The sequence below is a fragment of the Pseudomonas sp. 1152_12 genome (genome assembly GCF_052850675.1).
This window is the reverse complement of record NZ_VXCW01000024.1, coordinates 16,902-39,041: the sequence shown is the minus strand read 5'-3', so window position 1 is coordinate 39,041 and position 22,140 is coordinate 16,902. Positions and strand designations below refer to the sequence as shown.

General features: G+C 59.9%; 22 protein-coding genes and 2 pseudogenes. 10 read left to right on the top strand and 14 right to left on the bottom strand.

Features of this window, described 5'->3' with window-relative positions; all coding sequences use genetic code 11:
• Window positions 1–212: 212 nt before the first annotated feature.
• Window positions 213–1,829 (top strand): inorganic phosphate transporter, encoded by a 1,617-nt coding sequence (locus tag FW764_RS27110; RefSeq protein WP_446436573.1) that lies wholly within the window; start codon window positions 213–215, stop codon window positions 1,827–1,829.
• A gap of 115 nt (window positions 1,830–1,944) precedes the next feature.
• Here the strand turns inward: FW764_RS27110 and FW764_RS27105 are convergent, their stop codons facing one another.
• From FW764_RS27105 to FW764_RS27095, 3 genes are all read right to left on the bottom strand, one after another.
• The gene (locus FW764_RS27105; RefSeq protein ID WP_446436572.1) at window positions 1,945–2,919 is read right to left on the bottom strand and encodes a 5-oxoprolinase subunit C family protein; all 975 of its coding nucleotides are present in this window, start codon (window positions 2,917–2,919) and stop codon (window positions 1,945–1,947) included.
• Window positions 2,916–3,794 carry a 5-oxoprolinase subunit B family protein gene (locus FW764_RS27100; protein ID WP_446436571.1) on the bottom strand — a complete coding sequence of 293 codons (879 nt, stop codon included), beginning with the start codon at window positions 3,792–3,794 and terminating at the stop codon, window positions 2,916–2,918. The genes FW764_RS27105 and FW764_RS27100 overlap by 4 nt, the downstream gene beginning before the upstream one ends.
• Window positions 3,795–3,864: 70 nt before the next feature.
• On the bottom strand, window positions 3,865–4,623 hold the full coding sequence (locus FW764_RS27095; protein WP_446436570.1) for a 5-oxoprolinase subunit PxpA: 759 nt from the start codon (window positions 4,621–4,623) through the stop codon (window positions 3,865–3,867).
• A 104-nt stretch (window positions 4,624–4,727) separates the two neighbouring features.
• Between FW764_RS27095 and FW764_RS27090 the strand changes: the two genes are divergently transcribed.
• Window positions 4,728–5,645 (top strand): LysR family transcriptional regulator, encoded by a 918-nt coding sequence (locus FW764_RS27090; protein ID WP_446436569.1) that lies wholly within the window; start codon window positions 4,728–4,730, stop codon window positions 5,643–5,645.
• A gap of 310 nt (window positions 5,646–5,955) precedes the next feature.
• Here FW764_RS27090 and FW764_RS27085 read toward each other — a convergent pair whose 3' ends face one another.
• The gene (locus tag FW764_RS27085) at window positions 5,956–6,396 is read right to left on the bottom strand and encodes a multidrug/biocide efflux PACE transporter (protein ID WP_446436568.1); all 441 of its coding nucleotides are present in this window, start codon (window positions 6,394–6,396) and stop codon (window positions 5,956–5,958) included.
• A gap of 88 nt (window positions 6,397–6,484) precedes the next feature.
• On the opposite strand from FW764_RS27085, the gene FW764_RS27080 reads away from it, so the two are divergent.
• Window positions 6,485–7,339: a LysR family transcriptional regulator gene (locus FW764_RS27080; protein WP_446436567.1), complete on the top strand. Its 855-nt coding sequence runs from the start codon at window positions 6,485–6,487 to the stop codon at window positions 7,337–7,339.
• A gap of 63 nt (window positions 7,340–7,402) precedes the next feature.
• Here FW764_RS27080 and FW764_RS27075 read toward each other — a convergent pair whose 3' ends face one another.
• The 4 genes from FW764_RS27075 to FW764_RS27060 are packed head-to-tail and all read right to left on the bottom strand — an operon-like array spanning window position 7,403 to window position 9,941.
• Window positions 7,403–8,626, bottom strand: coding sequence for an RNA polymerase sigma factor (locus tag FW764_RS27075; RefSeq protein WP_446436566.1), 1,224 nt, complete (start codon window positions 8,624–8,626; stop codon window positions 7,403–7,405).
• Complete coding sequence (locus FW764_RS27070; RefSeq protein WP_446436565.1) at window positions 8,623–9,099, bottom strand: SRPBCC family protein; 477 nt, start codon at window positions 9,097–9,099, stop codon at window positions 8,623–8,625. Before FW764_RS27070 ends, FW764_RS27075 begins: the two co-directional genes overlap by 4 nt.
• Before the next feature lie 35 nt (window positions 9,100–9,134).
• Entirely contained in the window at window positions 9,135–9,479 is a 345-nt protein-coding gene (locus FW764_RS27065; protein ID WP_446436564.1) for a YciI family protein, read from the bottom strand.
• 42 nt (window positions 9,480–9,521) lie between these two features.
• Entirely contained in the window at window positions 9,522–9,941 is a 420-nt protein-coding gene (locus FW764_RS27060) for a YybH family protein (protein WP_446436563.1), read from the bottom strand.
• A 147-nt stretch (window positions 9,942–10,088) separates the two neighbouring features.
• Between FW764_RS27060 and FW764_RS27055 the strand changes: the two genes are divergently transcribed.
• Entirely contained in the window at window positions 10,089–10,583 is a 495-nt protein-coding gene (locus FW764_RS27055; RefSeq protein WP_446436562.1) for a GNAT family N-acetyltransferase, read from the top strand.
• A 42-nt stretch (window positions 10,584–10,625) separates the two neighbouring features.
• Here the strand turns inward: FW764_RS27055 and FW764_RS27050 are convergent, their stop codons facing one another.
• The gene (locus tag FW764_RS27050) at window positions 10,626–11,105 is read right to left on the bottom strand and encodes a GyrI-like domain-containing protein (protein WP_446436561.1); all 480 of its coding nucleotides are present in this window, start codon (window positions 11,103–11,105) and stop codon (window positions 10,626–10,628) included.
• 196 nt (window positions 11,106–11,301) lie between these two features.
• Here FW764_RS27050 and alaC point away from each other — a divergent pair, with 196 nt between their 5' ends.
• Window positions 11,302–12,513 (top strand): alanine transaminase, encoded by a 1,212-nt coding sequence (gene alaC, locus FW764_RS27045; RefSeq protein WP_053257668.1) that lies wholly within the window; start codon window positions 11,302–11,304, stop codon window positions 12,511–12,513.
• Between the two features lie 159 nt (window positions 12,514–12,672).
• Here the strand turns inward: alaC and FW764_RS27040 are convergent, their stop codons facing one another.
• Entirely contained in the window at window positions 12,673–14,025 is a 1,353-nt protein-coding gene (locus tag FW764_RS27040) for a GntP family permease (protein WP_446436560.1), read from the bottom strand.
• 83 nt (window positions 14,026–14,108) lie between these two features.
• A complete protein-coding gene (locus tag FW764_RS27035; protein WP_446436559.1) occupies window positions 14,109–14,642 on the bottom strand; it encodes a gluconokinase in 534 nt (177 codons plus the stop codon).
• A gap of 212 nt (window positions 14,643–14,854) precedes the next feature.
• Between FW764_RS27035 and FW764_RS27030 the strand changes: the two genes are divergently transcribed.
• The 5 genes from FW764_RS27030 to FW764_RS27010 all read left to right on the top strand — a co-directional run bounded on the left by FW764_RS27030 (window position 14,855) and on the right by FW764_RS27010 (window position 19,827).
• On the top strand, window positions 14,855–15,886 hold the full coding sequence (locus FW764_RS27030; protein WP_446436574.1) for a LacI family DNA-binding transcriptional regulator: 1,032 nt from the start codon (window positions 14,855–14,857) through the stop codon (window positions 15,884–15,886).
• A gap of 355 nt (window positions 15,887–16,241) precedes the next feature.
• On the top strand, window positions 16,242–16,874 hold the full coding sequence (locus FW764_RS27025; RefSeq protein WP_446436558.1) for a glutathione S-transferase family protein: 633 nt from the start codon (window positions 16,242–16,244) through the stop codon (window positions 16,872–16,874).
• 15 nt (window positions 16,875–16,889) lie between these two features.
• Window positions 16,890–17,627, top strand: a complete 738-nt coding sequence (locus tag FW764_RS27020; RefSeq protein ID WP_446436557.1) for an NAD-dependent epimerase/dehydratase family protein — start codon at window positions 16,890–16,892, stop codon at window positions 17,625–17,627.
• A gap of 141 nt (window positions 17,628–17,768) precedes the next feature.
• On the top strand, window positions 17,769–19,184 hold the full coding sequence (locus tag FW764_RS27015; RefSeq protein ID WP_446436556.1) for an MFS transporter: 1,416 nt from the start codon (window positions 17,769–17,771) through the stop codon (window positions 19,182–19,184).
• A gap of 133 nt (window positions 19,185–19,317) precedes the next feature.
• Window positions 19,318–19,827 carry a hypothetical protein gene (locus FW764_RS27010; RefSeq protein WP_446436555.1) on the top strand — a complete coding sequence of 170 codons (510 nt, stop codon included), beginning with the start codon at window positions 19,318–19,320 and terminating at the stop codon, window positions 19,825–19,827.
• Between the two features lie 54 nt (window positions 19,828–19,881).
• On the opposite strand, the gene FW764_RS27005 is transcribed toward FW764_RS27010, so the two are convergent.
• The 3 genes and pseudogenes from FW764_RS27005 to FW764_RS26995 all read right to left on the bottom strand — a co-directional run.
• The gene (locus FW764_RS27005; protein ID WP_446436554.1) at window positions 19,882–20,772 is read right to left on the bottom strand and encodes an amino acid ABC transporter substrate-binding protein; all 891 of its coding nucleotides are present in this window, start codon (window positions 20,770–20,772) and stop codon (window positions 19,882–19,884) included.
• Window positions 20,773–20,889: 117 nt separating this feature from the next.
• A pseudogene (locus FW764_RS27000) lies at window positions 20,890–21,291 on the bottom strand (methyl-accepting chemotaxis protein); the annotation flags it as partial.
• Between the two features lie 189 nt (window positions 21,292–21,480).
• A pseudogene (locus FW764_RS26995) lies at window positions 21,481–22,104 on the bottom strand (PAS domain-containing protein); the annotation flags it as partial.
• Window positions 22,105–22,140 lie beyond the last annotated feature (36 nt).

Genomic DNA, 22,140 nt, shown 5'->3' with positions numbered 1-22,140 from the left:
CCAAAAACTTAGCGCAACACAAAAAGTTGCGTAGATACCCGTGGCTACCGCAGGCAAGCCAGCCCCCACATTGATTGCACTCTGAGATTATTTTTGCGGGGGTTTGTAGACCAGTGGCACACCCAATTCCCTAAACACTGACTTACCGCAGCATCTCTGTAACATTCTGCAATGATCATCAACAGCATCCTCCTCACACTGGATGCTCCGGCATGGCCACCCCTTCCCTGACTGCCTCCACTACCGCCTCACACGCCGCTCCCACCCCCCGGCTGGACAAGAAACCCGGCCTGGTGACGGTGATCATGTTCTTCGCCGTGCTTGCCATGGGCCTGTTGTTCACCGCCTACAGCCTGATGCACGACATGCACGAACTGGGCACGGTAGTGACCACCTGGACGCCGTTCCTGCTGCTCGGCGTGGCGCTGTTAATCGCCCTGGGTTTCGAGTTCGTCAACGGTTTCCACGACACCGCCAACGCGGTGGCAACGGTGATCTACACCAACTCGCTACCGCCGCAATTTGCGGTGGTGTGGTCGGGTTTCTTCAACTTCCTCGGCGTGCTGCTGTCCAGCGGTGCGGTGGCGTTCGGCATCATTGCGTTGCTGCCGGTCGAGTTGATTTTGCAGGTGGGTTCCTCGGCTGGTTTCGCGATGATCTTCGCCTTGCTGATCGCGGCAATTCTATGGAACCTCGGCACTTGGTGGCTGGGCCTGCCGGCGTCGTCTTCGCACACCTTGATCGGCTCGATCATCGGCGTCGGTGTGGCGAATGCCTTGATGCACGGGCGTGAAGGCACCAGTGGTGTCGATTGGAGCCAAGCGATCAAGATTGGTTATGCGCTGCTGCTGTCGCCGCTGGTCGGCTTTGCCTTTGCCGCCTTGTTGTTGCTGGCCCTGCGCGCCTTTGTGAAAAACCGCTCGTTGTACAAAGCACCGAAGGGCGATACCCCGCCGCCTTGGTGGATTCGCGGTATGTTGATCGTCACCTGCACCGGTGTGTCGTTCGCCCACGGTTCCAACGATGGCCAGAAAGGCATGGGCCTGATCATGCTGATCCTGGTCGGCACCCTGCCGATGGCCTACGCACTGAACCGCACCATGCCCGCCGAGCAGTCCTTGCAGTTTGCCGCGGTGGCCGAAGTCACCCAAGTAGCACTGATGAAAAGCGCGCCGCAAGCCTTGCCGGGCGACCCGCGCCCAATCCTCTCAACCTACGTGCGCACCAAGGAAGCCACCCCGGAGCTGGTGCCGGCCCTCGCGGCCCTCGCCGGCCAGATCGGTGACGAAGTCAAAGGCTACGGTTCCCTGGCCAAAGTCCCCGCCGAAGCCGTCGGCAACGTGCGTAACGACATGTACCTGAGCAGCGAAACCATCCGCCTGATGGACAAAGGCAAGGTCGGCAACTTCGATGCCGACACCCAAGGCAAGCTGCAATTGTTCAAGCAACAGATCGACAATTCCACACGCTTTATTCCGCTGTGGGTGAAGATCGCCGTGGCCATCGCCCTCGGGCTGGGCACCATGGTCGGTTGGAAGCGTATCGTGGTGACGGTGGGTGAGAAGATTGGCAAGACGCACCTGACGTACGCCCAAGGCGCCTCGGCCGAGACGGTGGCGATGCTGACGATTGGTGCAGCGGATATGTTCGGGTTACCGGTGTCGACCACCCATGTGCTGTCGTCGGGTGTGGCCGGGACCATGGTCGCCAATGGCGGTGGGTTGCAGATGAAGACCATCCGTAATTTGCTGATGGCCTGGGTGCTGACATTGCCGGCGGCGATTCTGCTTTCGGGCAGTTTGTACTGGTTGTTCACTAAACTGTTCTGACACAACACTGATCAAACTGTGGGCTTGCCTGCGATAGCGGTGTATCAGCCAACCGATCGGTAAGCTGACCCGCCGCCATCGCAGGCAAGCCAGCTCTCACGGGTTTTAGGGTGTGTCAGGAAGTAAACAGGCTAGCCATTGCCTTGAGCCGCTTCTTGTACACCCGCCTCGCCTCTAACGCTTCCTCCAGCGTCACCGCCACAAACCCCGCCCGCTGGTTCGGCTGCATCTGCCCGATCAAATCCAGGTCCGCGCTGATCACTGTGCCAATCATCGCGTAACCACCGCCCGACACCGCATCCCTGTGCAGCACAATCGGCTCCAACCCCGCAGGTACCTGAATCGAGCCAATCGGGTAGCAACTGTCGACGATGTTCGACGGATCCGAGCCGGCGCCAAACGGTTGCTCGCGTGGCTGAAAGCTCAATGCACTGCCGCCCTTGAAGCGATAGCCGATACGGTCCGCCTCCGAGCCCACCGTCCACGGCTCGGCAAAAAAGCTGGTTTTCGCGCCGTCAGTCAGCCGGTCGTAATACAGCCCCGGCACCACGCGCAAGATCACGTCGCCGCCGACTGAGCGACGCAAGGCCATCGGCAAACTGTTGCCCGCACGCCCCTGCCCAATGGCCTCGCCGATCGGCAGTTCATCACCTTCCTGCAAACGCCGCCCCTGAAACCCACCGAGTGCGCCAAGGGTGTAGGTCGAGCGGCTGCCGAGTACGAGCGGCACATCAATGCCGCCCGCCACCGCCAGATAAGTCCGCGCGCCCGCCTTAGGAAATTCAAAGCGCAACACCTGTCCGGCGCGCACCTGGAAGGCGGTGTCTTGGTGCACCCCTTCACCGTCCAGGCGCGGCGACATCAGAGCACCGCTGAGAGCCACCAACGCGTCCTGTTGAAACTGCAACTCGGGGCCAATCAACGTGCATTCCAAGCCCGCCGCGTCGAGTGGGTTACCTACCAGATGGTTGGCCGCACTCAATGCGTATTGGTCCAGCGCACCCGAGGGCGGAATGCCCAGGTGGTAATAGCCTTCGCGGCCAAGGTCCTGCACGGAAGTGGAGAGACCGGGTTTGAGCACCTTAATCATGCCAGCGCCTCCTGCAGGGTTTTCGGATAGCCGATGGGGTCGGCGAGAAAGGCATCCAGGGAAAACTCCACCGGGCGAATGCGCAAGTCGAAACGCCCCGCGTCCACCTCGGCAACCGCCAAGTCATAGGCGTTACGGTCGATGGGTTTGAACTGCACGATGTCACCGGGGCGGAAGAACACCATGTGTTCCTTGAGGTATGCCAACTGCTGCGCCGGGTCGTAGATCGGCGCCGGGGTCACACCGAACATTTGGTAGCCACCGGCACCGCGTACCGAGTAGATGCAGCCGAAACAGCCGCCATGGCCGAGGGTCAATTTGGGCGTGTCGGTGCGCGGGCGCAGGTACTTGGGCACCTGCAATTGCCGCTCGCGCTCGACCATCTGGAACATGAACGGCAAGCCTGCGACAAAGCCGACCATCGACACAAACCACGGCGCGCCACTGTGGGCGGCGATAAACGCGTCCACATCAGCCAGGCCGTTGATGCGCGCGGCGTACTCCAAGTCAGTACCGCTGGGGTCTTGATGACGGTCGCGAAAACGCATCAGGGTTTCATGGGTCCAGGGGTCGTTGTAGAGCACTGGGATTTCGATGATGCGTGTGTGCAAGGTGCGTTCGGCCACCGCCTGAGCTTCGGCGCTTTGCACGGCGTCGAGCAACACATGCGGCGCGATGCGGTCGGGGTCGAAGCGAATCTGGAACGATGCATTGGCCAGGCACACGTCCAGCACACCTTCCAGCGCCAAGCGCTCCACGGCACGGGTCACGGCCATGCCTTTGAAAAAGGCCTGCAGGGACATGCTGTCGCTGACCTCGGCAAACAAGTGTTCATCACCGCCGAAGCTGTAGCGGATGGGGGACGTTTGAGCCATGTCTGTTCCTCTTGGAATCATTGTAGAAAGGCAGGCAAAAAGTGATGTTTCGATATTTTTATTGGGGGTCTTATTGAGGTGATCTGACTTCGATCCCAGCCTGGTCCAAGGCTTCGCGGGTGGCTTCCACCAACTCCAGCGCGCCAGGCGTGTCGCTGTGCAGGCAGATGGAATCGAATTCGATCAAGAGGTCGTCGCCTTCTACGGTTCGCACCCGGCCAGTCTGACAAGCACGCAAGACGCGCGCCGCAACGGTTGCAGGATCAAGTGCACGCACATGACGGGTAAACACAATGGACCCGCTTAAATCGTACTCACGGTCGGCGTAAAACTCGCGCACCACCGGTTGCCCCAGCTCCTTGGCCACGCGCCAGATCACCGAGTTGGGCATGCAATAGAGCAACAGCGTCGGCTCGATGATTTGCAGGTTCTGCACCAGCAGCCGCGCCGCTTCTTCGTCGCGGGCCAGGTGCATATAAAGCGCGCCGTGGGGTTTGATATGTTGCAATGTCAAACCTTGGGCACGCGCGATTTCGCGCAGAGCGCCGAGTTGGTAGAGGATGTCGTCCACCAGTTCCTGGGCCGGTGCGTTGATGTGCCGACGGCCGAACCCCACCAGGTCACGAAAGCCCGGATGCGCGCCAATGCCCACACCCAGTTGCTTGGCGCGTTCAACGGTGCGGCGCATGGTGCCGGGGTCGCCAGCGTGGAAGCCGGTGGCGATATTGGCCGAGCTGATATAGGCCATCAGGTCAAAGTCGACGCCATCGCCGATGGTCCAGGGGCCAAATCCTTCGCCCATGTCCGAATTGAAGTCCACTGCCCGCATCGAGGTCACTCCGCCAAAAGAAGATGACTGAAAGTAGGCTGGGGCTTGACCCCTTGGGAAGATCTATTATCAGATGACCCATCTTCTGAAAATCAGATAAAGCCATGTCCCTGACCTTGCGCCAAGTGCGCTACTTCGTCGCTACCGCCGAAATCGGCCAGATTTCCCAGGCGGCGATTCACCTGAACATCTCCCAGTCGGCGGTGACCACGGCGATCAAGGAACTGGAAGCGATGCTCGGTGTGCAACTGTTTGTGCGTTCGGCCCAGGGTATGAACCTGACCGACGCCGGGCGGCATTTTCTCAACCGTGCCTATGTGATTGTGCGCAGCGTCGACGACGCGCTGAACAGCCCGCTGCCGGACTACCGCGCCAGCGGCGTATTGCGGGTGGCGGCCAGCTACACGGTGCTCGGTTATTTCCTGCCGCACCACCTGCAGCGCATGGAACACTGGCACCCGGACGTGAGCATTGAGGTGTTCGAGCAGGAGCGCCAGGCCATCGAACACGGTTTGCTCAACGGTCAATTCGATATGGCCGTGGTGCTCACCGCCAACCTGACTCACGCGGATATCGTTTCCGAGATCCTGTTCAACTCAGAACGTCGCCTTTGGCTGCCAAGCCATCACCCGTTGTGCGAACGCGGTGCCGTGAGCCTGGCCGATGTGGCGCAAGAACCCTACATCCTGCTCACCGTCGACGAGGCCGAACACAGCGCCATGCGCTACTGGGAGCAGGCCGGGCAAACGCCCAAGGTGCGGCTGCGCACCAGCTCGGTGGAGGCGGTACGCAGCATGGTCGCCAATGGCAGCGGCGTGGCGATACTGTCGGATCTGGTGCATAGGCCTTGGTCTCTGGAGGGCAAACGCATCGAGACGCTGACCGTGACCGACCCGGTAACGCCCATGAGCGTCGGCCTGGCCTGGCACCGCGAGCGTGCATTTACCCCGGCGATGCAGGCGTTTCGCGATTACTTCCACGATGCCTTCCTGGCACCGCAGCAGTTGTCGGCACGGCGTTAAATATGGGCTTTTGGCACTTACCACAGCGCAGCGGCTGAGGCGCAAGCGGTGGTTGAACAGATTGAAGCCTCGGGTGGCATGTTTCTGTAGGCATTGCGCGCTGGATCACTGACAGGCAATCAGCGATGCGTTTTGTTTGGCCCGCGCGGCCAGCTGCTGGGCGCGCGCTGGCGCCCAAGACCGGCAGCCTGGTGGAGTTGCTTCCCGACTCGCCGGACGAGCGGCTTGCGGCTTGCGTCGTACGCCTACTGCCCTACGCGGCATTTGCCCGCCGCCAAGGTGCGGGCATTTCAGGACTTTGTCGCGCCGCTCAAGCTTGGCTGACCAGACGTCGCTGTATGAACTTGTCCCGCAGCACGTCGTAGCCCCAGTGATACACATAGGTGTACGGCAGGAAGAACAGCAGCACACCGATATCGAGAATAAACGCCTGCATCAGGCTGATATTCAGCCACGCCGCAATCAACGGCACGCACACCAGAATCAGGCCGCCTTCGAACATCAGCGCATGGAGCACTCGAGTCCAGCCATTATTGGCGAGCTTGCAGCGTACCTTCAGGCGATCGAACAGGCCATTGAAGATCACGTTCCAGGTCAGCGCCATCAGGCTGATCGCCAGGGTGACCATGCCCATTTCCAGGGCGGGTTTTTCCATGATCCATGCCAGCAACGGGGTGCAGATCAACAACGCCAGCACCTCAAAACCAATGGCCTGGCAAACGCGTTCAGTAATCGACTTGGTAGGGTTCATGACCCGGCTCCGTGAGTGACGATGGTTGCCATGATTACCCTTTGACTCGATACTTCATAATCAATAACCATCGATCAAGGCGATAGTCATGGCCTCCAATGAAGTGCTGCAGGCGTTTGTGCAGGCGGCTACGCAGGGCTCGTTTTCTGCGGCGGCGCGCAAGTTGGGCAAAAGTCAGTCCACCGTCAGCGCGGCCGTGGCGAGTTTGGAAATTGATCTGGATGTGGTGCTGTTTGATCGCAGCAGCCGCAAGCCTGCGCTCACACCGGCTGGCCATGTGTTGTTGCAACGCGCGGAGCAGGTGCTGGAGGCCAGCAGTCGCCTGGCGTTGGCGGCGAGTCAGCTGTCACAAGGCTTGGAGCCGAAGTTGACGATTGCCATGTCGGACACCTACCAATCCGACCGTTTTGAAATCGCCCTCAAAGCGTTTGAACAACGCTATCCAGACCTTGAGCTGGAATGCTTGATTGCCGAATGCGAGGACCTGATTGCCTTGGTACAGAGCGGTCGAGCACAGATTGCGTTTATTGAAAAACAGGACATCTACCCGCCCGACCTGACCGGCGCGCCAGTGGAAGAACGCACGGAAATCGCTCTATTCGTTGCGCCCACACACCCATTGGCCCACCTTAAAAACATTTCTGCACAGACCTTGCAGCAACACCGCGAACTGCGCCTGGCGAGCATCATCAACCCGAATGAAACCCGCGCCACCGGGCGTGTGTGGTCGGCGCCCAGTTACTTGATGCTGATGGAAATGGCGCAGTTGGGGTTCGGCTGGGCACCGATTCCGCGTTGGTTGGTAGAGCGCTTTGGCGGCGACCATCTGGTGGAGCTCAAGGCCCGCAGTTGGCCGCGCTCGGTGGCGGTGGATGCGCTGTGGTCAAGACACCACCCGCCGGGTCCAGCGGGGAGTTGGTTGCTCGCAAAGATGTTGGAGTGATGACCTCCAGACAATAGCTATCTAACGCTGGGAACGGGCTTGCTCGTTCCCACCGTTAGATAGTCATTGTCTGGGTTGTTTGAGTTCGGTCAGGCGCCGTTCGAGGAAGCGTTTTTCTGGGGCTTGTTGGGTCAGTAACAGGGCTTTTTCGTACGCGGCCCTGGCCTCTTCGGTACGCCCCAACTGCCGACAAAACTCGCCACGCGCCGAATACGCTAAGTGGTAATCCAGCAACTCGCCCCGCGCTAAAATCCCGTCCACCCCCCGCAAGCCTGCCAACGGCCCATCACGCATGGCCACCGCCACCGCGCGGTTCAACTCGATCACCGGCGACGGAACAGCCCTGAGCAACACGTCATAGAGCCCGACAATCTGCAGCCAGTCCGTTTCCCCGGCGCTCGGCGCTTCGGCGTGCACCGCCGCAATCGCGGCTTGCAGGCAATACGGGCCAAAGCGCCGTGTTCTCAGTGCTTGCTCCACCAGCGTGCAGCCTTCGGTAATCAGGGACGCGTCCCACGCCCCACGGTCCTGTTCATCCAACAACACCAACTCACCGCCGGCCGAGGTGCGGGCCGCTCGGCGCGATTCGTGGAGCAGCATCAGCGCCAGCAAGCCCATGACTTCCGGTTCCGGTAGCAATTCCATCAGCAGGCGCCCTAGCCGAATCGCTTCGCGGGTCAAATCCTCCCGGGTGAGGTCCGCGCCCATAGACGCCGAATAGCCCTCGTTGAACACCAGGTAAACCACGCGCAACACACTGTCCAGGCGCTCGGGCAACTCGTCGCGGGACGGCACCTGATAGGGAATCTTTGCTTCGCGGATCTTGCCTTTGGCCCGCACGATGCGCTGGGCGATGGTGGTGGGCGTGGCCAGAAAAGCACGGGCGATTTCCTCGGTGGTGAGGTCGCAGATCTCACGCAAGGTCAACGCCGCTTGGGCATCGGCCGCCAGCGCCGGGTGGCAGCAGGTGAAGATCAGGCGCAGGCGGTCGTCTTCCACGTCTTCCTCACTCCACTGCGCCGCTTCCAGCGCGTCGGCTTGCGCCTGCAATAACGGCGTGAAGCGCGCTTGGCGGCGCAGGCGGTCGATGGCTTTGAAACGGCCGGTCGAAACCAGCCAGGCGCGCGGATTGCTCGGCACGCCGTCTTGCTGCCAGCGCTCGACCGCGACGAAGAACGCCTCGTGCAAGGCGTCTTCGGCGAGGTCAAAATCACCGAGCAGGCGGATCAGCGTGGCGAGGACGTGGCGTGATTCGCGGCGGTAAATCGCCTCGATGTGAGGCGTCAATCGGGCATGCCTTGGGTCACCAGCGTCACCAGGCGGTCGAGGCTCTGACCCCAGCCGTCATGAAAACCCATGGCTTCGTGGGCCTGCTTGTCGGCTTCGCTCCAGTGCATGGCGCGGGCGGTGTAGAGGGTTTTGCCGTCTACCTCTTCGAAAGTGACTTCGGCGGTCATAAACGCCTTGCCCGATGGAATCCAGCCAGGCGAATACGCATCGGTGAATACCAGCCGGCTCGGCGCCTGGATCTCCAGGAACACGCCGTGGGTCGGGTACTCGGCGCCATCCGGCGCACGCATCAGGGTGCGAAACAAGCCACCGACCCACAGGTTCATTTCGCACTCGGGCGTGGTCATGCCGTGTGGGCCCCACCATTGTTGCAACAAGGCAGGCTCGGTCCAGGCGCGAAACACACGGTTGCGCGGGGCGTCGATCAAGCGGCTGATGGACAGTTCAAATTCGGCAGGTTGCGTTGTCATGGGGTAAACCTCCTGAAGTCTTCTGGTTGTTGTGTTCAGAGATTCAATGCGCGCACGGGGCGTACTTCCACACTGCCGACCCTGGCGGCCGGAATGCCACCGGCCACTTGGATCGCTTCGTTCAAGTCCTTGGCCTCGATCAGGTAAAACCCGGCGAGCTGCTCCTTGGTTTCGGCAAACGGCCCGTCGGTGATCGACAGCTTGCCATTGCGCATGCGTACGGTGGTGGCGCTGCTCACCGACTCCAGTGGCTCGGCGGCGAGCATGCGCCCGCTGGCCTGGATGGCCTCGGCATAGGCGAAACACTCAGGGTCCGCCGGGCTGTCCGGTGAAGTGTGCAGCACCTGTTCGTTGCTGTAGATCAGGCAGAGGTATTTCATGTGCGTCTCCGTTTTCGGACTACTGACTATAGTTCGTGGCGGTCAGGGTTTCAGGTCGAACAGCGCCGTCCCGCTGTCCATATCGAAAGGCGCCGACCAGTGCTCATGCACCACGCGCCATTGACCGTTGATCCGCTGATAGCCAGCGGTCACCCGCATCCAGCAGGCCTTTACCACACCGTCCGGCCCAGCACCGCCACAATGGGCCAGCCAGTGAGCAAACGCGCTGTCTGGCGCCTCGACGATGTGCAGCTCATGAAACTCGAAAATACCGGGGCCGGGGCAATGCTTCATGCACTCGTCCCAATGCGCACGGTAGGCAGCTTTGCCTTTGAATTGCAGCGCGGTAACGGCGTCGAAAGAGACGATATCGTCGGCGTAAAAGCTGACAATTTTGTCGATATCTCGAGCCAGCACGGCGTGTTTCCATTGCTCGATCAGGCGGTTGATTGCAGTGCTCATGGCGATACTCCTCGGGGTGGAAAATTACAGAAGACACCCTTAGTCGAATCACTCATCCGCCAATCGACAGTGCGCTGAAAAATAATTTCGGCCCCTGTAAACCCGCTAGAATCCACGCCTCTTTGTAGGATTTCGGATGCGCCCCAGATGGAAACTCGCCTCGTCCCCTATGAGACGCTGAGCCTTGTGCAAAAACAGCAGCTCGACACGCTGCAAGTGCACCCCGAGCAGCGGGTGTTTTCCGGCGATATCTACTGCGCGCTAAACAGCCTGCTGGTCAATCCCAACCCCGGCGCTATCAAAGGTTTCGCCCTGCTCGCCGACGAACAGCCCGTGGCCTTCCTGCTGCTCAAACGCCCGCCTTGCCTGCCCCATTGGGCGAGTGAACACAGTGCGACCCTGCATGCGTTGCAGGTGGATCGACAGCAGCAAGGGCGCGGGTTCGGCAAAGCGTGTTTACAGGCGCTGCCGGCGGTGGCGAGGCAGGCATGGCCGCAGATCAAGGGGTTGGAGTTGTCGGTGGACGCGGACAATGTGGCGGCAATGGGCTTGTACCTGGCCGCCGGATGGGTGGACAGCGGGGAGGCCTATAGGGGCCGGATCGGGTACGAGCGCAGGCTGACGCTGGGAATCGCCGAGTGACGTGACACCTGTGGCGAGCGGGCTTGCCACAGGATCGAGGGTTTACTTGGCTTCGACCGGCAACCAGATCTCCACACTGCCGATGCCCTTGCGCGCGTCAAAATCTGCGCTGTAGCGCTCGAAATCCGCCCCGGCGACCTTGTAGCCCGAATGCGGCAACCACTCGAACATGATCCGCTCGTACGTCTGCTCCAGCGCCTGCACCGGCCCGTAGTGCGGGAACACGGCGTAGTGATGCGCAGGAATTTCGATGCACTCAAAGTTACTCGGCACCTCGTCTTTGCTCGGCACTTCAACCCCGGCCATGTAATCGAATTCGCCGTGATTGGGGTTATGACAAACACCATAAGTCACGCCGCCGACACGACGCTTGATCTCTTTGAAGCAGGTGTCAAACAACTCCCACAATTTGGGAATATCTCCCACGGTGGCCTTCGAATACCGCCCTTGCACGCCCGCGATCACCAGGGCCTTGCCGTGTTCCATACGTGGCTGCAACGGTTGTGTTGTTTGCTGATCCATCTGAACAGTCTCCTTCTTATAAGGGAACAAACCCGTATCGAGTATAGGGGCATATCCATGCTGTGCCTCAAGCAGAAATTTTTCCTGCGTCATCTGGACAACTGGCCATCATCGACCGTATTGTCAGCCCCGCAGGCCACCGCAGTGGCCGACGTCGCTCGGACGGTTCCGGGCGCTTACGTACCTCGAGGCAACAATGGCAGACCAAGGTTCGCCGCGCCGCTTTGCGCGCATAGATCGACTCCCCCCTTATGTTTTTAATATCACTGCTGAGCTGAAGATGGCTGCGCGTCGGCGCGGCGAAGACATCATCGACTTAAGCATGGGTAATCCAGACGGCGCCACGCCGCCACACATCGTGGAAAAAATGGTCACCGTCGCCCAGCGTGAAGACACCCACGGCTACTCCACCTCTAAAGGCATTCCGCGCCTGCGCCGGGCTATTTCGCGCTGGTACAAAGACCGCTATGCAGTGGACATCGACCCGGAAACCGAGGCCATCGTCACCATCGGTTCCAAGGAAGGCCTGGCGCACTTGATGCTGGCCACTCTGGACCAGGGCGACACGGTGCTGGTGCCCAACCCGAGCTACCCGATTCACATCTACGGTGCCGTGATTGCCGGCGCCCAGGTGCGTTCGGTGCCGCTGGTGCCCGGCGTGGACTTTTTCGCCGAGCTGGAACGGGCGATTCGCGGCTCGATCCCCAAGCCGAAGATGATGATCCTGGGCTTCCCGTCCAATCCGACCGCACAATGCGTAGAGCTGGATTTCTTCGAACGGGTGATCGCCCTGGCCAAACAGTACGACGTACTGGTGGTGCACGATTTGGCCTATGCCGACATCGTCTACGACGGCTGGAAAGCCCCGTCGATCATGCAAGTGCCCGGCGCCAAGGACATTGCGGTGGAGTTTTTCACCCTGTCCAAGAGCTACAACATGGCCGGTTGGCGTATTGGTTTCATGGTCGGCAACCCGGAGTTGGTCAACGCCCTGGCGCGCATCAAGAGTTACCACGACTACGGCACCTTCACCCCGCTGCAGGTGGCGGCGATTGCCGCGTTGGAAGGCGATCAGCAGTGCGTGAAGGACATCGCCGAGCAGTACCGTCAGCGCCGTAACGTGCTGGTCAAAGGCCTGCATGAGTTGGGCTGGATGGTGGAGAACCCGAAGGCCTCGATGTACGTGTGGGCGAAGATTCCCGAGGCGTACGCCGCCATGGGCTCGCTGGAATTTGCCAAGAAATTGCTGCTGGAAGCGAAGGTGTGTGTGTCGCCGGGGATCGGGTTCGGTGAGTATGGGGATGATCACGTGCGCTTTGCGCTGATCGAGAACCAGGACCGGATTCGTCAGGCGGTGCGCGGCATTCGCGGGATGTTCCGGGCGGACGGCCTAGTGACTAAAGCCTGACCCGATCCAGCAGTAGAAATACGGTAAAAAAGTGGGAGGGGGCTTGCTCCCGATAGCAGTGGGTCAGTCACCAGATGCAGTGACTGACACTCAGCAATCGGGAGCAAGCCCCCTCCCACATTTGGATTGGGTTTTCACCCCAGTTTCATGGTGTGCCTGTCAGACCACCATCGACAACAACATGATGAAGATCAACGCCACCACCGACAGAATGGTTTCCATCGCCGTCCAGGTCTTGAACGTCTCAAGCACAGTCATGTTGAAGTACTGCTTCACCAGCCAGAAGCCTGCATCGTTGACGTGAGACAGCACCAGCGAGCCTGCCCCTGTTGCCAACACCAACAGCTCACGGTTCACGCCCGGGATCATGCCCACCACCGGCACCACAATCCCCGCCCCCGTAATGGTCGCCACAGTCGCCGAACCGGTGGCCACACGAATCACCGCCGCCACCAGCCAGGCCAGCAAAATCGGGTTGATCTGCGCATTCACAGCCATGTGGCCGATCACATCACCCACACCGCTGGTCACCAGCATTTGTTTGAAACCGCCACCGGCGCCGATGATCAGGATGATCGCAGCGGTCGGCGCCAGGCTGGCGTCGAGCAGCTTGAGGATTTGCTTGGAGTGAATGCCCTGGCGATGGCCAAAGGTATACAGCGACAGCAGCAACGCCAGCAGCAACGCGGTGATCGGGTGACCGATCATGTCCATCCAGTTACGGATGGCATGGCCGTCCGGCAGCGCGACGTCAGCAAAGGTTTTGAACAGCATCAGGAACACCGGCAGCAGCACGGTGATCAGGGTAATGCTGAAGCTCGGCAAGTCTTTGGATTGCGGCTCGCGAGCCAGTTGATCGACCAGTTCCTGGGACGGGTTGCCCGGGATGTACTTGGCGATGAACGTACCGAACAGCGGGCCGGCAATGATGGCGGTCGGCAGGGCGACGATCAGGCCGTACAAGATGGTCTTGCCGATGTCCGCGCCAAACACGCCGATGGCCAGCAGCGGGCCGGGGTGCGGTGGGACCAGGCCGTGCACCGCCGACAGGCCGGCGAGCAGCGGGATGCCGATCTTGATCAGCGACACGCCGGTGCGGCGCGCAACGATAAACACCAGCGGGATCAGCAACACAAAGCCGATCTCGAAGAACAGCGGGATGCCCACCAGGAACGCGGCGAACATCATGGCCCACTGGACTTTGTCTTTGCCGAAGGCGCGGATCAAGGTCTGGGCGATCTGATCGGCACCGCCGGATTCAGCCATCATCTTGCCGAGCATCGTGCCCAGCGCGAGGATGATGCCGACAAAGCCAAGCACCCCGCCGAAGCCGTCCTGGAACGCCTTGATGATCTTGTCCACGGGCATGCCCGAGGTCAGGCCGAGGAAACCGGCCGCGATGATCAGTGCAATGAACGGGTGCACCTTGAACTTGGTGATCAAAAAGATCAGCCCGATGATAGTGACCACTGCATCTAGCAGCAGGTAGGACTCGTGGGACATGCCAAACATGGGGGGTCTCTCCTGTTTGTTGTTGTTATTAAAGCGGGTGTTGAACTTCCTGCCGGGGATAGCGCTATCTTTCCGGCAAAAAATTAATGAGTTGGTTCAAAGCCGTGCTGCAGCCACCAAGCGTTGGTTTGCTCGGCCAGGTCCTCGACGCTGTCTTCGCTGGCGTTGAGCGTCAGGGTCAGCGGTTCGCCTACGGGCGATTCAAGGGTGGCGAACTGGCTGTCGATGAGGCTTGCTGGCATGAAATGGCCAGGACGATGAGACACACGGTCAGCGGCTACGGCGCGGGTCAGTTCCAGGAACACAAAGCCTAGGCCCGGCGCGGCTTCGCGCAGGTGGTCGCGGTATTTTTTCTTCAGCGCTGAGCAGGTGAGCACGGGATGCTCACCAGCCTTGAGCGAGCGCCGCAGTTCATCGCACAGAATGTCGAGCCAGCCGGCGCGGTCGTCGTCGTTGAGGGGGTGGCCGGCGCTCATCTTCTCGATGTTCGCAGCGGGGTGAAAGCTGTCGCCTTCAATGGCGGTGGCGCCGTTCAGGCGGCACAGGGCTTCGCTGACGCTGGACTTGCCACAGCCGGAAACACCCATGATGACCAGGGCGGTAACAGGTTGACTCATGAAACACCTCAGGACGCAGATAGCGCTACCTTTGCACGCTGTAAGGCTAGTGCAAAAACAGGCTTTTCCCGCGCCGACTTGTCATTTTTATGGAGTGACGCGTGCATCCTCTCCAAAACCGTTGAACCGGATCAGGCAACCCTGTGTTCAAGCATTTGCAGCCTTTTGGAGACAGCGCTACCTTAGTGCCTCGATTTTTGTTTGGCAACTGCCTGATGACCTCCAAGAACGATAAAAATACCCGCACCACCGGTCGCCCGACCTTGAATGAAGTAGCCCGTCTGGCCGGCGTCAGCCCGATTACCGCTTCGCGCGCCTTGCGTGGCGTCAGCACCGTCGCCACCGAACTGGTGGAAAAAGTGCAACTGGCCGCCGCCGAACTCAACTACGTGGTCAACCCCGCCGCCCGCGCCCTAGCCTCGGCGCAAAGCCATTCGGTGGTGGTCATTGTGCCGTCGCTGTCCAACCTGCTGTTTATCGAAACCCTCGAAGCCATCCACCAAGTGCTGCGGCCCAAGGGCTTTGAAGTGCTGATCGGCAACTCCCACTATTCGCGCGACGAAGAAGAAAACCTGCTGCGCAACTACATGGCCTACCAGCCACGCGGTTTGCTGCTGACTGGGTTTGACCGCACTGAAAGCGCGCGACGGATGGTCGAGGCCAGTAATGTGCCGTGTGTGTACATGATGGACCTGGACCCCAACGCCGGCGTGAACTGTGTGGGCTTCTCGCAATTGGCCGCGGGCGAAACAGCGGCTGCGCATCTGATCTCGCGCGGGCGTAAGCGCCTGGCGTATATCGGCGCGCAGTTGGACCAGCGTACGTTGCTGCGCGGTGAAGGCTTTCGTCGTGCGCTGCAACAGGCTGGCCTGTACGACCCGGCGCTGGAACTGCTGACGCCGCGCCCCTCCTCCGTCGGCCTGGGTGGCGAGTTGTTTTTGCAACTGCTGGCAGCCCACCCGGATGTGGATGCGATCTTCTTTGGCAACGACGACTTGGCCCAGGGCGCACTGCTGGAGGCCATGCGCCACGGTATCAACGTGCCGGAGCGCGTGGCGGTGCTAGGCTTTAACGACTTGCCAGCGTCGTCGTTCATGGTGCCGCGCTTGAGCAGCATCAGCACACCGCGTGAAGCGATTGGGCGGCGTGCGGCGGAGCATTTATTGACGATCATGGCGGGCAACAAAATTGCCAAGCCGGTGGTGGACATGGGGTTTGAGTTGCAGGTGCGCGAGAGCAGCTGATTTTCTAACGGCCGAACACAATCAAACTGTGGGGACTGGCTTGCCTGCGATGGCCAACGGTATCTACCTGTATGAGTGCTGTGGTTGTCGGGGGGCGCTGAGTACATATCCGGTGTTTGGGTCGCGGCTGACATGGGTTCCGCCCTTACGGCGGGTCACTTTTGAAAGGAGCCCAAACCTGAGTGATTAGATCAAAAGCAAAAGCGAAGCGGTGTGTCAGTTGATGCAGTTGGTGACTGGCACACCGCCTTCGCGAGTAAGCCCGCTCCCGCATTTGGACCGTGTGCACTTATCTCCCTCGCTGTCGCTCCTGTCCCCTGCTAGATTGGTCATTCACCATCGTCAGGGAAGTACCATGGGACACTCACTGAAAATTCTCGGCCGCACGTCCTCCATCAACGTGCGCAAAGTGCTCTGGACCTGCCAGGAACTGGGCATCGACTATGTACGCGAAGACTGGGGCATCGGCTTCAAGCCCACCCAGTTGCCTGAATTCCTCGCCCTGAACCCCAACGCCCAAGTGCCGGTACTGATCGACGACCATGGTGTGCTGTGGGAATCCAACACCATCTGTCGCTACTTAATCGGCCTTTACCAACGCACTGACCTGCTACCCGTCGAACCCGCGCCCCGTGCGCGAATCGAGCAATGGGTGGACTGGCAAGCCGTGGAACTCAACCGCGCCTGGGGCGATGCTTTCACCGCGCTGGTACGCAACAACCCGGACGGCCTGGACGCCGCGCAGATTACCGCCGCTGTACACCGGTGGAATGACAAGATGGGCCTGCTTGAACGCCAACTGGCTAAAACGGGCGCGTATGTGGCCGGCGATGAATTCACCCTCGCCGATATCCTCATCGGCCTCTCGGTGCACCGTTGGCAGAACACGCCCATGGAGCGCCCGCCCTACCCTGCGGTGGCGGCCTACTACCAGCGCCTCGGCCAGCGCCCAGGCTTCAAGACTTTCGCCCTCGACGGTCATAACTAATACAAGGACAACCTCGTGAAAGGACTCAACGTATTGCTCACCGGCGCCTGCGGCAGAATCGGCAAGACGTTTTTCGAAGCCTCGAAAGACCGCTACCGCTTTACCCTCACTGACCGTCTCGCGCCGGACTTTGCAACCGGCGAGCACCGTTTTGTGCACGCCGACCTTAACGATAAATCCAGCTTGGCCGCTCTGCTCGACGGCATCGACGTGATCGTTCACCTGTCGGGCATTCCCCACGCGAGCGCCTCATTCGACGAATTGCTGCCGAACAACATCCTCGCCACCACCCACTTGTTCGAAGCCGCCGTAGCCGCCGGGGTTAAACGCCTGGTATTCGCCAGCAGCGCACAAACCATCGAAGGCTATCCGGTGGACCGCCAAATCACGTCAGGTATGCAAGTGATGCCCGCCAACCTGTACGGCGTGAGCAAATGCTACGGCGAGGCACTGTGCAGCTATTACGCAGCCAAGACACCGTTGTCGACGATTGCACTGCGCATTGGCGCCTTCGAATTCCCCGAAACTCACGACCTGAACAACGCCCGCGACCTCAGCGCCTGGCTCAGCCCACGTGATGCCGTGCAACTGCTGCAACGCTCGGTGGAGACCGAAGGGGTCAAGCACCTGATCGCCCATGGCATTTCCAATAACCGCTTCAAGCGCCTGGACTTGAGTGAGACCACGCGGATACTGGGCTATCAGCCGTTGGATGACGCGTTCCAGACCTTCGAAATACCCATCACTTACTGAGCCCGTGCGCCATAAAACCTTAAAACCTGGCACCCTGGCGCAATAAATCGGCGAATCTGTGGCCTGTCGCACGCCACTTCACACACACCGATTTCCGTTAGCCCGCTAAAATTCCAGGTCACTGCCCCTGGAATCCGCCCCATGTCGACACTCACCGCCTCAGCCACGAACGGCATCGACCCGATCCGTGCCGCCCATATCAGCGCACGCATTGACCGTCTGCCCGCCGTTGCCACACTCTGGCGCCTGGTGGCGCTGCTGTCGATCGGCGGTTTTTTCGAGCTGTATGACCTGTTCCAAACCGCCTACATCAGCCCCGGCCTGATCAGCAACGGGATTTTCCACACCGCCAGCGAAGGCGTATTCGGCTTCTCCGACCAGGCGGCATTTGCCTCGGCGACCTTTCTGGGCCTGTTCCTCGGCGCCAGCCTGCTCAGCCCCATCGCCGACCGTTTCGGACGCCGCGCAATCTTCACCTTTGCGTTGATCTGGTACACCGTCGCCACCGTGTTGATGGGCATTCAGACGTCCGCCTTGGGCATCATCGGCATGCGCTTTCTGGTGGGCATTGGCTTAGGGATTGAACTGGTGACCATCGACGCCTACCTCTCGGAACTGGTGCCCAAACGCATGCGCAGCTCGGCGTTCGCCTTTGCGTTTTTCATCCAGTTTTTGTCCGTACCGGCGGTGGCGTTGATGTCGTGGTGGCTGGTGCCACAGGCGCCGTTCGGCGTCTCCGGCTGGCGCTGGGTGGTGCTGAGCAGTGCGGTGTTTGCGCTGTTTATCTGGCAACTGCGCAAACGCCTGCCGGAATCACCGCGCTGGCTGGCACAGAAGGGCCGCTTTGACGAAGCCGGGCAAATCATGGACAGCCTAGAAGCACGCTGCCGACGCGATCATGGCAAACCGCTGGATGAGCCCGAACCCGAAGCCGTCAGCGTGCAAGGCAGCGGGCGTTTTGCCGATATCTGGCAACCGCCGTTTCGCCGCCGCGCATTGATGCTGATTGTGTTCCATGTGTTCCAGGCCATCGGCTTTTTCGGTTTCGGCAATTGGTTGCCGGCGCTGCTCTCTGGTCAGGGCGTGAGCGTGACACACAGTTTGTTGTACGCCTTTATCATCACCCTCGCCTACCCGCTGGGGCCATTGCTGTTTGTGAAGGTGGCCAACCGCTTTGAAAACAAGTGGCAGATCGTCGGCTCGGCCATGGGCGCGATGATCTTCGGCAGCCTGTTTGCCCTGCAAACCACGGCGGTGGGGCTGGTGATTTGCGGGGTGATGATTACCTTCTGCAACGCCTGGCTGAGCTTCAGTTATCACTCGTACCAAAGCGAACTGTTCCCGACCAATATCCGCGCGCGCGCGGTAGGTTTCTGCTATTCGTTCAGCCGCTTGTCCACGGTGTTCAGCAGCCTGTTGATCGGTTTTATCCTCGAACACTTGGGCACGCCAGGCGTGCTGGCGTTTATTGCCAGCAGCATGTTGATCGTGATGATCACCATCAGTTGGTTCGGGCCGCGCACGCGTAACCTGGCACTGGAGAATATTGCGCACTGACGGCAACGCTTGGCCACCTGCGGGACAATTATTGCCGCGACGGCCGTGCCATCCCCAATAAAACCGGGCATTTCACACCCGGCATGCTATTTGCTCCACCTGTGGCACCAAACATACCCACAGGTGACCGATCATGCTGGTTAACAACAATACCCAAGCTGTGTCGACCGTCCAACAGCTCAAGCGACCCGACATGGACCCTGCCAACGCCGCCGCCAGCGCGCTCTACAGCGGCGCCGTACAAGTAGCGCAGCAAAGCGTTACGATGCCGGCTGCGCAGAAAGACTTGGACAAGGCCAACAACCGTATCGACGAGGCCTTCGCCAAGACGCGTGTGCAATTGCAAGCCACCACGGCGGCAACCACCGCCACCGCCGATGTGCCTGCGTCCGGCTCGACCAGCAGCGCGCGCGCAGACTTCACCGACTATATGAGCAAATCCCCGGCCGAACGCATTCGCGAACAATTGCTCAAGGAACAGGGTTTGACTGAGGCACAAGTGCAGGCAATGCCGCAGGAACAGCAGGACGCCATTTCCAAGCAAGTGGCCGATCGCGTGAAGCAGCAGCAAGAGCAGCAAGTCGCGGCAAAGACCACTGACCCACAGGCGCAGACCGTGAAAGAGACCTTGGCTGCGATCTGAAAACGCGGCAGTGAGGCGAGGAGCAGCGCTACTCCCCGCCTTGCCTGAATCCCCTTACAACGCCTTACCCGGCTGATCTGTCGGGGTGCTGAACATCTGCTCCATCTGTGCCGAAAACGGTACGTTCAAATTGAGCGTCTTGGTCACAATCGGCGCATCAAACCATTTCGCATAGAGTGCTTTGGCTTCCCCCGATGCCATCAAGCCCGTCAGGGTGGTGTCCACAGTCCGTTTCAACGCGGGGTTATTTTTCGGCATGATCAACGCCAGGTGCTCCACCACCAGCACATCCTGCAAAAACTGATAACGCGCAGGCTCGGCGGCGCTCGCCATTAACGGGGCCACCACCACTTCATCAAACACCAGGCTGTCGGCTCTGTTCTCGACCAACAACTTGAAGCCCTCGGTCAAGTTCTTGGCATGGACCTTTTTAAGGCTCCAGCCTTCGCGCTGTTCGAGCTGCTTAACCACCTCGCCCACCGTGGTGCCGTCGACGATCACCACGGATCGACCATTGAGCTGCTTCAACGTGTCCAGCTTCTCACCAACCCTGGAAACCACTTTGATCGAGGCTGCAAAGGTTGAAACACTGAAATCAACCTGCTTCTGACGCTCCAGCGTATTGGTGGTGGAGCCACACTCCAGGTCCACCGCACCGCTGCTGACGGCACTGATGCGGTCTTTGAAACTCAAGGGTTTGAAACTCAAGGTCAGTTCATCGAGCTTGAGGTTTTTCTTCACGTCACTGGCGATACGCCGACACAGATCGATGGAATAGCCAACCGGCTCACCTGGCCCGGCTTGATAAGAGAAAGGCAAGGCCTCAGCCGGATAACCAATCACCATTCGTTTGTTTTCGCGGATTTTTTCCAGAACCGCATCGTTTGCGACCGCACCGACTGACAGCATGCACAGCGACAGGAATAAGGCACCTTGCAACTTCATAGTTCGTCCTACTCAATGAATAAACCCGAGTCTTATACGTCCCCCTGTGGAACCGCTCTGTAGGCTTAATCGCAAATCTCGCTGCCGCCCCTGCGCCGACAGCGAGCGCCAAGACGTCTACTGCAACTGCAATGTCGAATTGAACTGACTGATCGCGTCCACCACGTGCCGTGAGCCTTCCTGAATTTCCAGGATCACCTGCCCCGCCTCATTTGCCAGTTCAACGCCCAGCCCCGTGCGACTCAAACTTGACTGCATGCTCGACACCGCGCTCAACGACAGGTCGTGGTTCTTGCGCACTACATCCACAATCTCCACCGTCGCCTGACTGGTACGTGCCGCGAGGCTGCGCACCTCATCGGCTACCACCGCGAACCCGCGCCCATGCTCGCCCGCCCGCGCAGCCTCAATAGCCGCGTTGAGCGCGAGCATATTGGTCTGCTCAGCGATACTGCGGATGGTCTGCACGATGGTGCCGATAATGTCCGACTGCTTGTTCACCGCATCAATGCTCTGGGCGGCTTGGTTCAGGTCGTGGGAAATGTCCTCGATGATCTGCACGGTCTGCTGAACTACTTCCGAACCTTTGCGCGCACAGGCGTCGTTTTGTACCGAGGTAGCGTGGGCCGAATCGGCGGCAGTACGCAGCGTGGTGACCTGATCGGTGATGTCGCTGGCGAACTTCACCACTTTGTAAAGGCGCCCGTTGGTATCGAAAATCGGGTTGTAAGACGCCTCCAGAAACAGGGTTTTGCCATATTTGCTCTTACGTTCAAAGCGATGAGAGTGAAATTCGCCACGGTTGAGCGACGCCCAAAACGCCTTGTATATCGGTGACTCAACCTCGGCGCGATGGCAGAACATGCTGTGGTGCTGGCCGATGATTTCTTCGCGCGAATACTGCACGGTGCGCAGGAAGTTGTCGTTGGCGTTGATGATCTGGCCCTGCGGGGTGAACTCGATCACCGCCATGGAGCGGCTGATGGCGTCGATCAGGCTCTGGTTCTCGTGCTCATGGTGGACCCGTGCGGAAATATCCGACGCCACTTTGATCACGCTCTGCACCTGGTTACTGCTGTCCAGCACTGGCATGTAACTGGCTTCGAGCCATACCTCTTCGCCGCGCTTGTTGAGGCGCATAAAGGTGCCACTGATGGCTTCGCCGCTTGCCAGGTCACGCCACAGCTTGGTGTAGGCCTCGGTGTGGGTGTAGGCCTCTTCGCAAAAGACCCGGTGATGTTTGCCGCGGATCTCCTCAACGCTGTAACCCATGGCTTTGCAGAAGTTGGGGTTGGCGTCGAGGATCACGCCATTGCGGTCGAACTCGATCATCGCCATGGAGCGGCTGATAGCGGAAAGTTTGGCGTT

Excerpts from the sequence above, each read along its gene's own strand:
- alaC (WP_053257668.1), top strand. The coding sequence starts at position 11,302 with ATGGCAGACCAAGGTTCGCCGCGCCGCTTTGCGCGCATAGATCGACTC.
- FW764_RS27040 (WP_446436560.1), bottom strand. The coding sequence starts at position 14,025 with ATGTTTGGCATGTCCCACGAGTCCTACCTGCTGCTAGATGCAGTGGTC.
- FW764_RS27105 (WP_446436572.1), bottom strand. The coding sequence starts at position 2,919 with ATGATTAAGGTGCTCAAACCCGGTCTCTCCACTTCCGTGCAGGACCTT.
- FW764_RS27090 (WP_446436569.1), top strand. The coding sequence starts at position 4,728 with ATGTCCCTGACCTTGCGCCAAGTGCGCTACTTCGTCGCTACCGCCGAA.
- FW764_RS27035 (WP_446436559.1), bottom strand. The coding sequence starts at position 14,642 with ATGAGTCAACCTGTTACCGCCCTGGTCATCATGGGTGTTTCCGGCTGT.
- FW764_RS27110 (WP_446436573.1), top strand. The coding sequence starts at position 213 with ATGGCCACCCCTTCCCTGACTGCCTCCACTACCGCCTCACACGCCGCT.
- FW764_RS27080 (WP_446436567.1), top strand. The coding sequence starts at position 6,485 with ATGGCCTCCAATGAAGTGCTGCAGGCGTTTGTGCAGGCGGCTACGCAG.
- FW764_RS27055 (WP_446436562.1), top strand. The coding sequence starts at position 10,089 with ATGGAAACTCGCCTCGTCCCCTATGAGACGCTGAGCCTTGTGCAAAAA.
- FW764_RS27005 (WP_446436554.1), bottom strand. The coding sequence starts at position 20,772 with ATGAAGTTGCAAGGTGCCTTATTCCTGTCGCTGTGCATGCTGTCAGTC.
- FW764_RS27010 (WP_446436555.1), top strand. The coding sequence starts at position 19,318 with ATGCTGGTTAACAACAATACCCAAGCTGTGTCGACCGTCCAACAGCTC.
- FW764_RS27100 (WP_446436571.1), bottom strand. The coding sequence starts at position 3,794 with ATGGCTCAAACGTCCCCCATCCGCTACAGCTTCGGCGGTGATGAACAC.
- FW764_RS27060 (WP_446436563.1), bottom strand. The coding sequence starts at position 9,941 with ATGAGCACTGCAATCAACCGCCTGATCGAGCAATGGAAACACGCCGTG.
- FW764_RS27025 (WP_446436558.1), top strand. The coding sequence starts at position 16,242 with ATGGGACACTCACTGAAAATTCTCGGCCGCACGTCCTCCATCAACGTG.
- FW764_RS27085 (WP_446436568.1), bottom strand. The coding sequence starts at position 6,396 with ATGAACCCTACCAAGTCGATTACTGAACGCGTTTGCCAGGCCATTGGT.
- FW764_RS27050 (WP_446436561.1), bottom strand. The coding sequence starts at position 11,105 with ATGGATCAGCAAACAACACAACCGTTGCAGCCACGTATGGAACACGGC.
- FW764_RS27095 (WP_446436570.1), bottom strand. The coding sequence starts at position 4,623 with ATGCGGGCAGTGGACTTCAATTCGGACATGGGCGAAGGATTTGGCCCC.
- FW764_RS27065 (WP_446436564.1), bottom strand. The coding sequence starts at position 9,479 with ATGAAATACCTCTGCCTGATCTACAGCAACGAACAGGTGCTGCACACT.
- FW764_RS27015 (WP_446436556.1), top strand. The coding sequence starts at position 17,769 with ATGTCGACACTCACCGCCTCAGCCACGAACGGCATCGACCCGATCCGT.
- FW764_RS27070 (WP_446436565.1), bottom strand. The coding sequence starts at position 9,099 with ATGACAACGCAACCTGCCGAATTTGAACTGTCCATCAGCCGCTTGATC.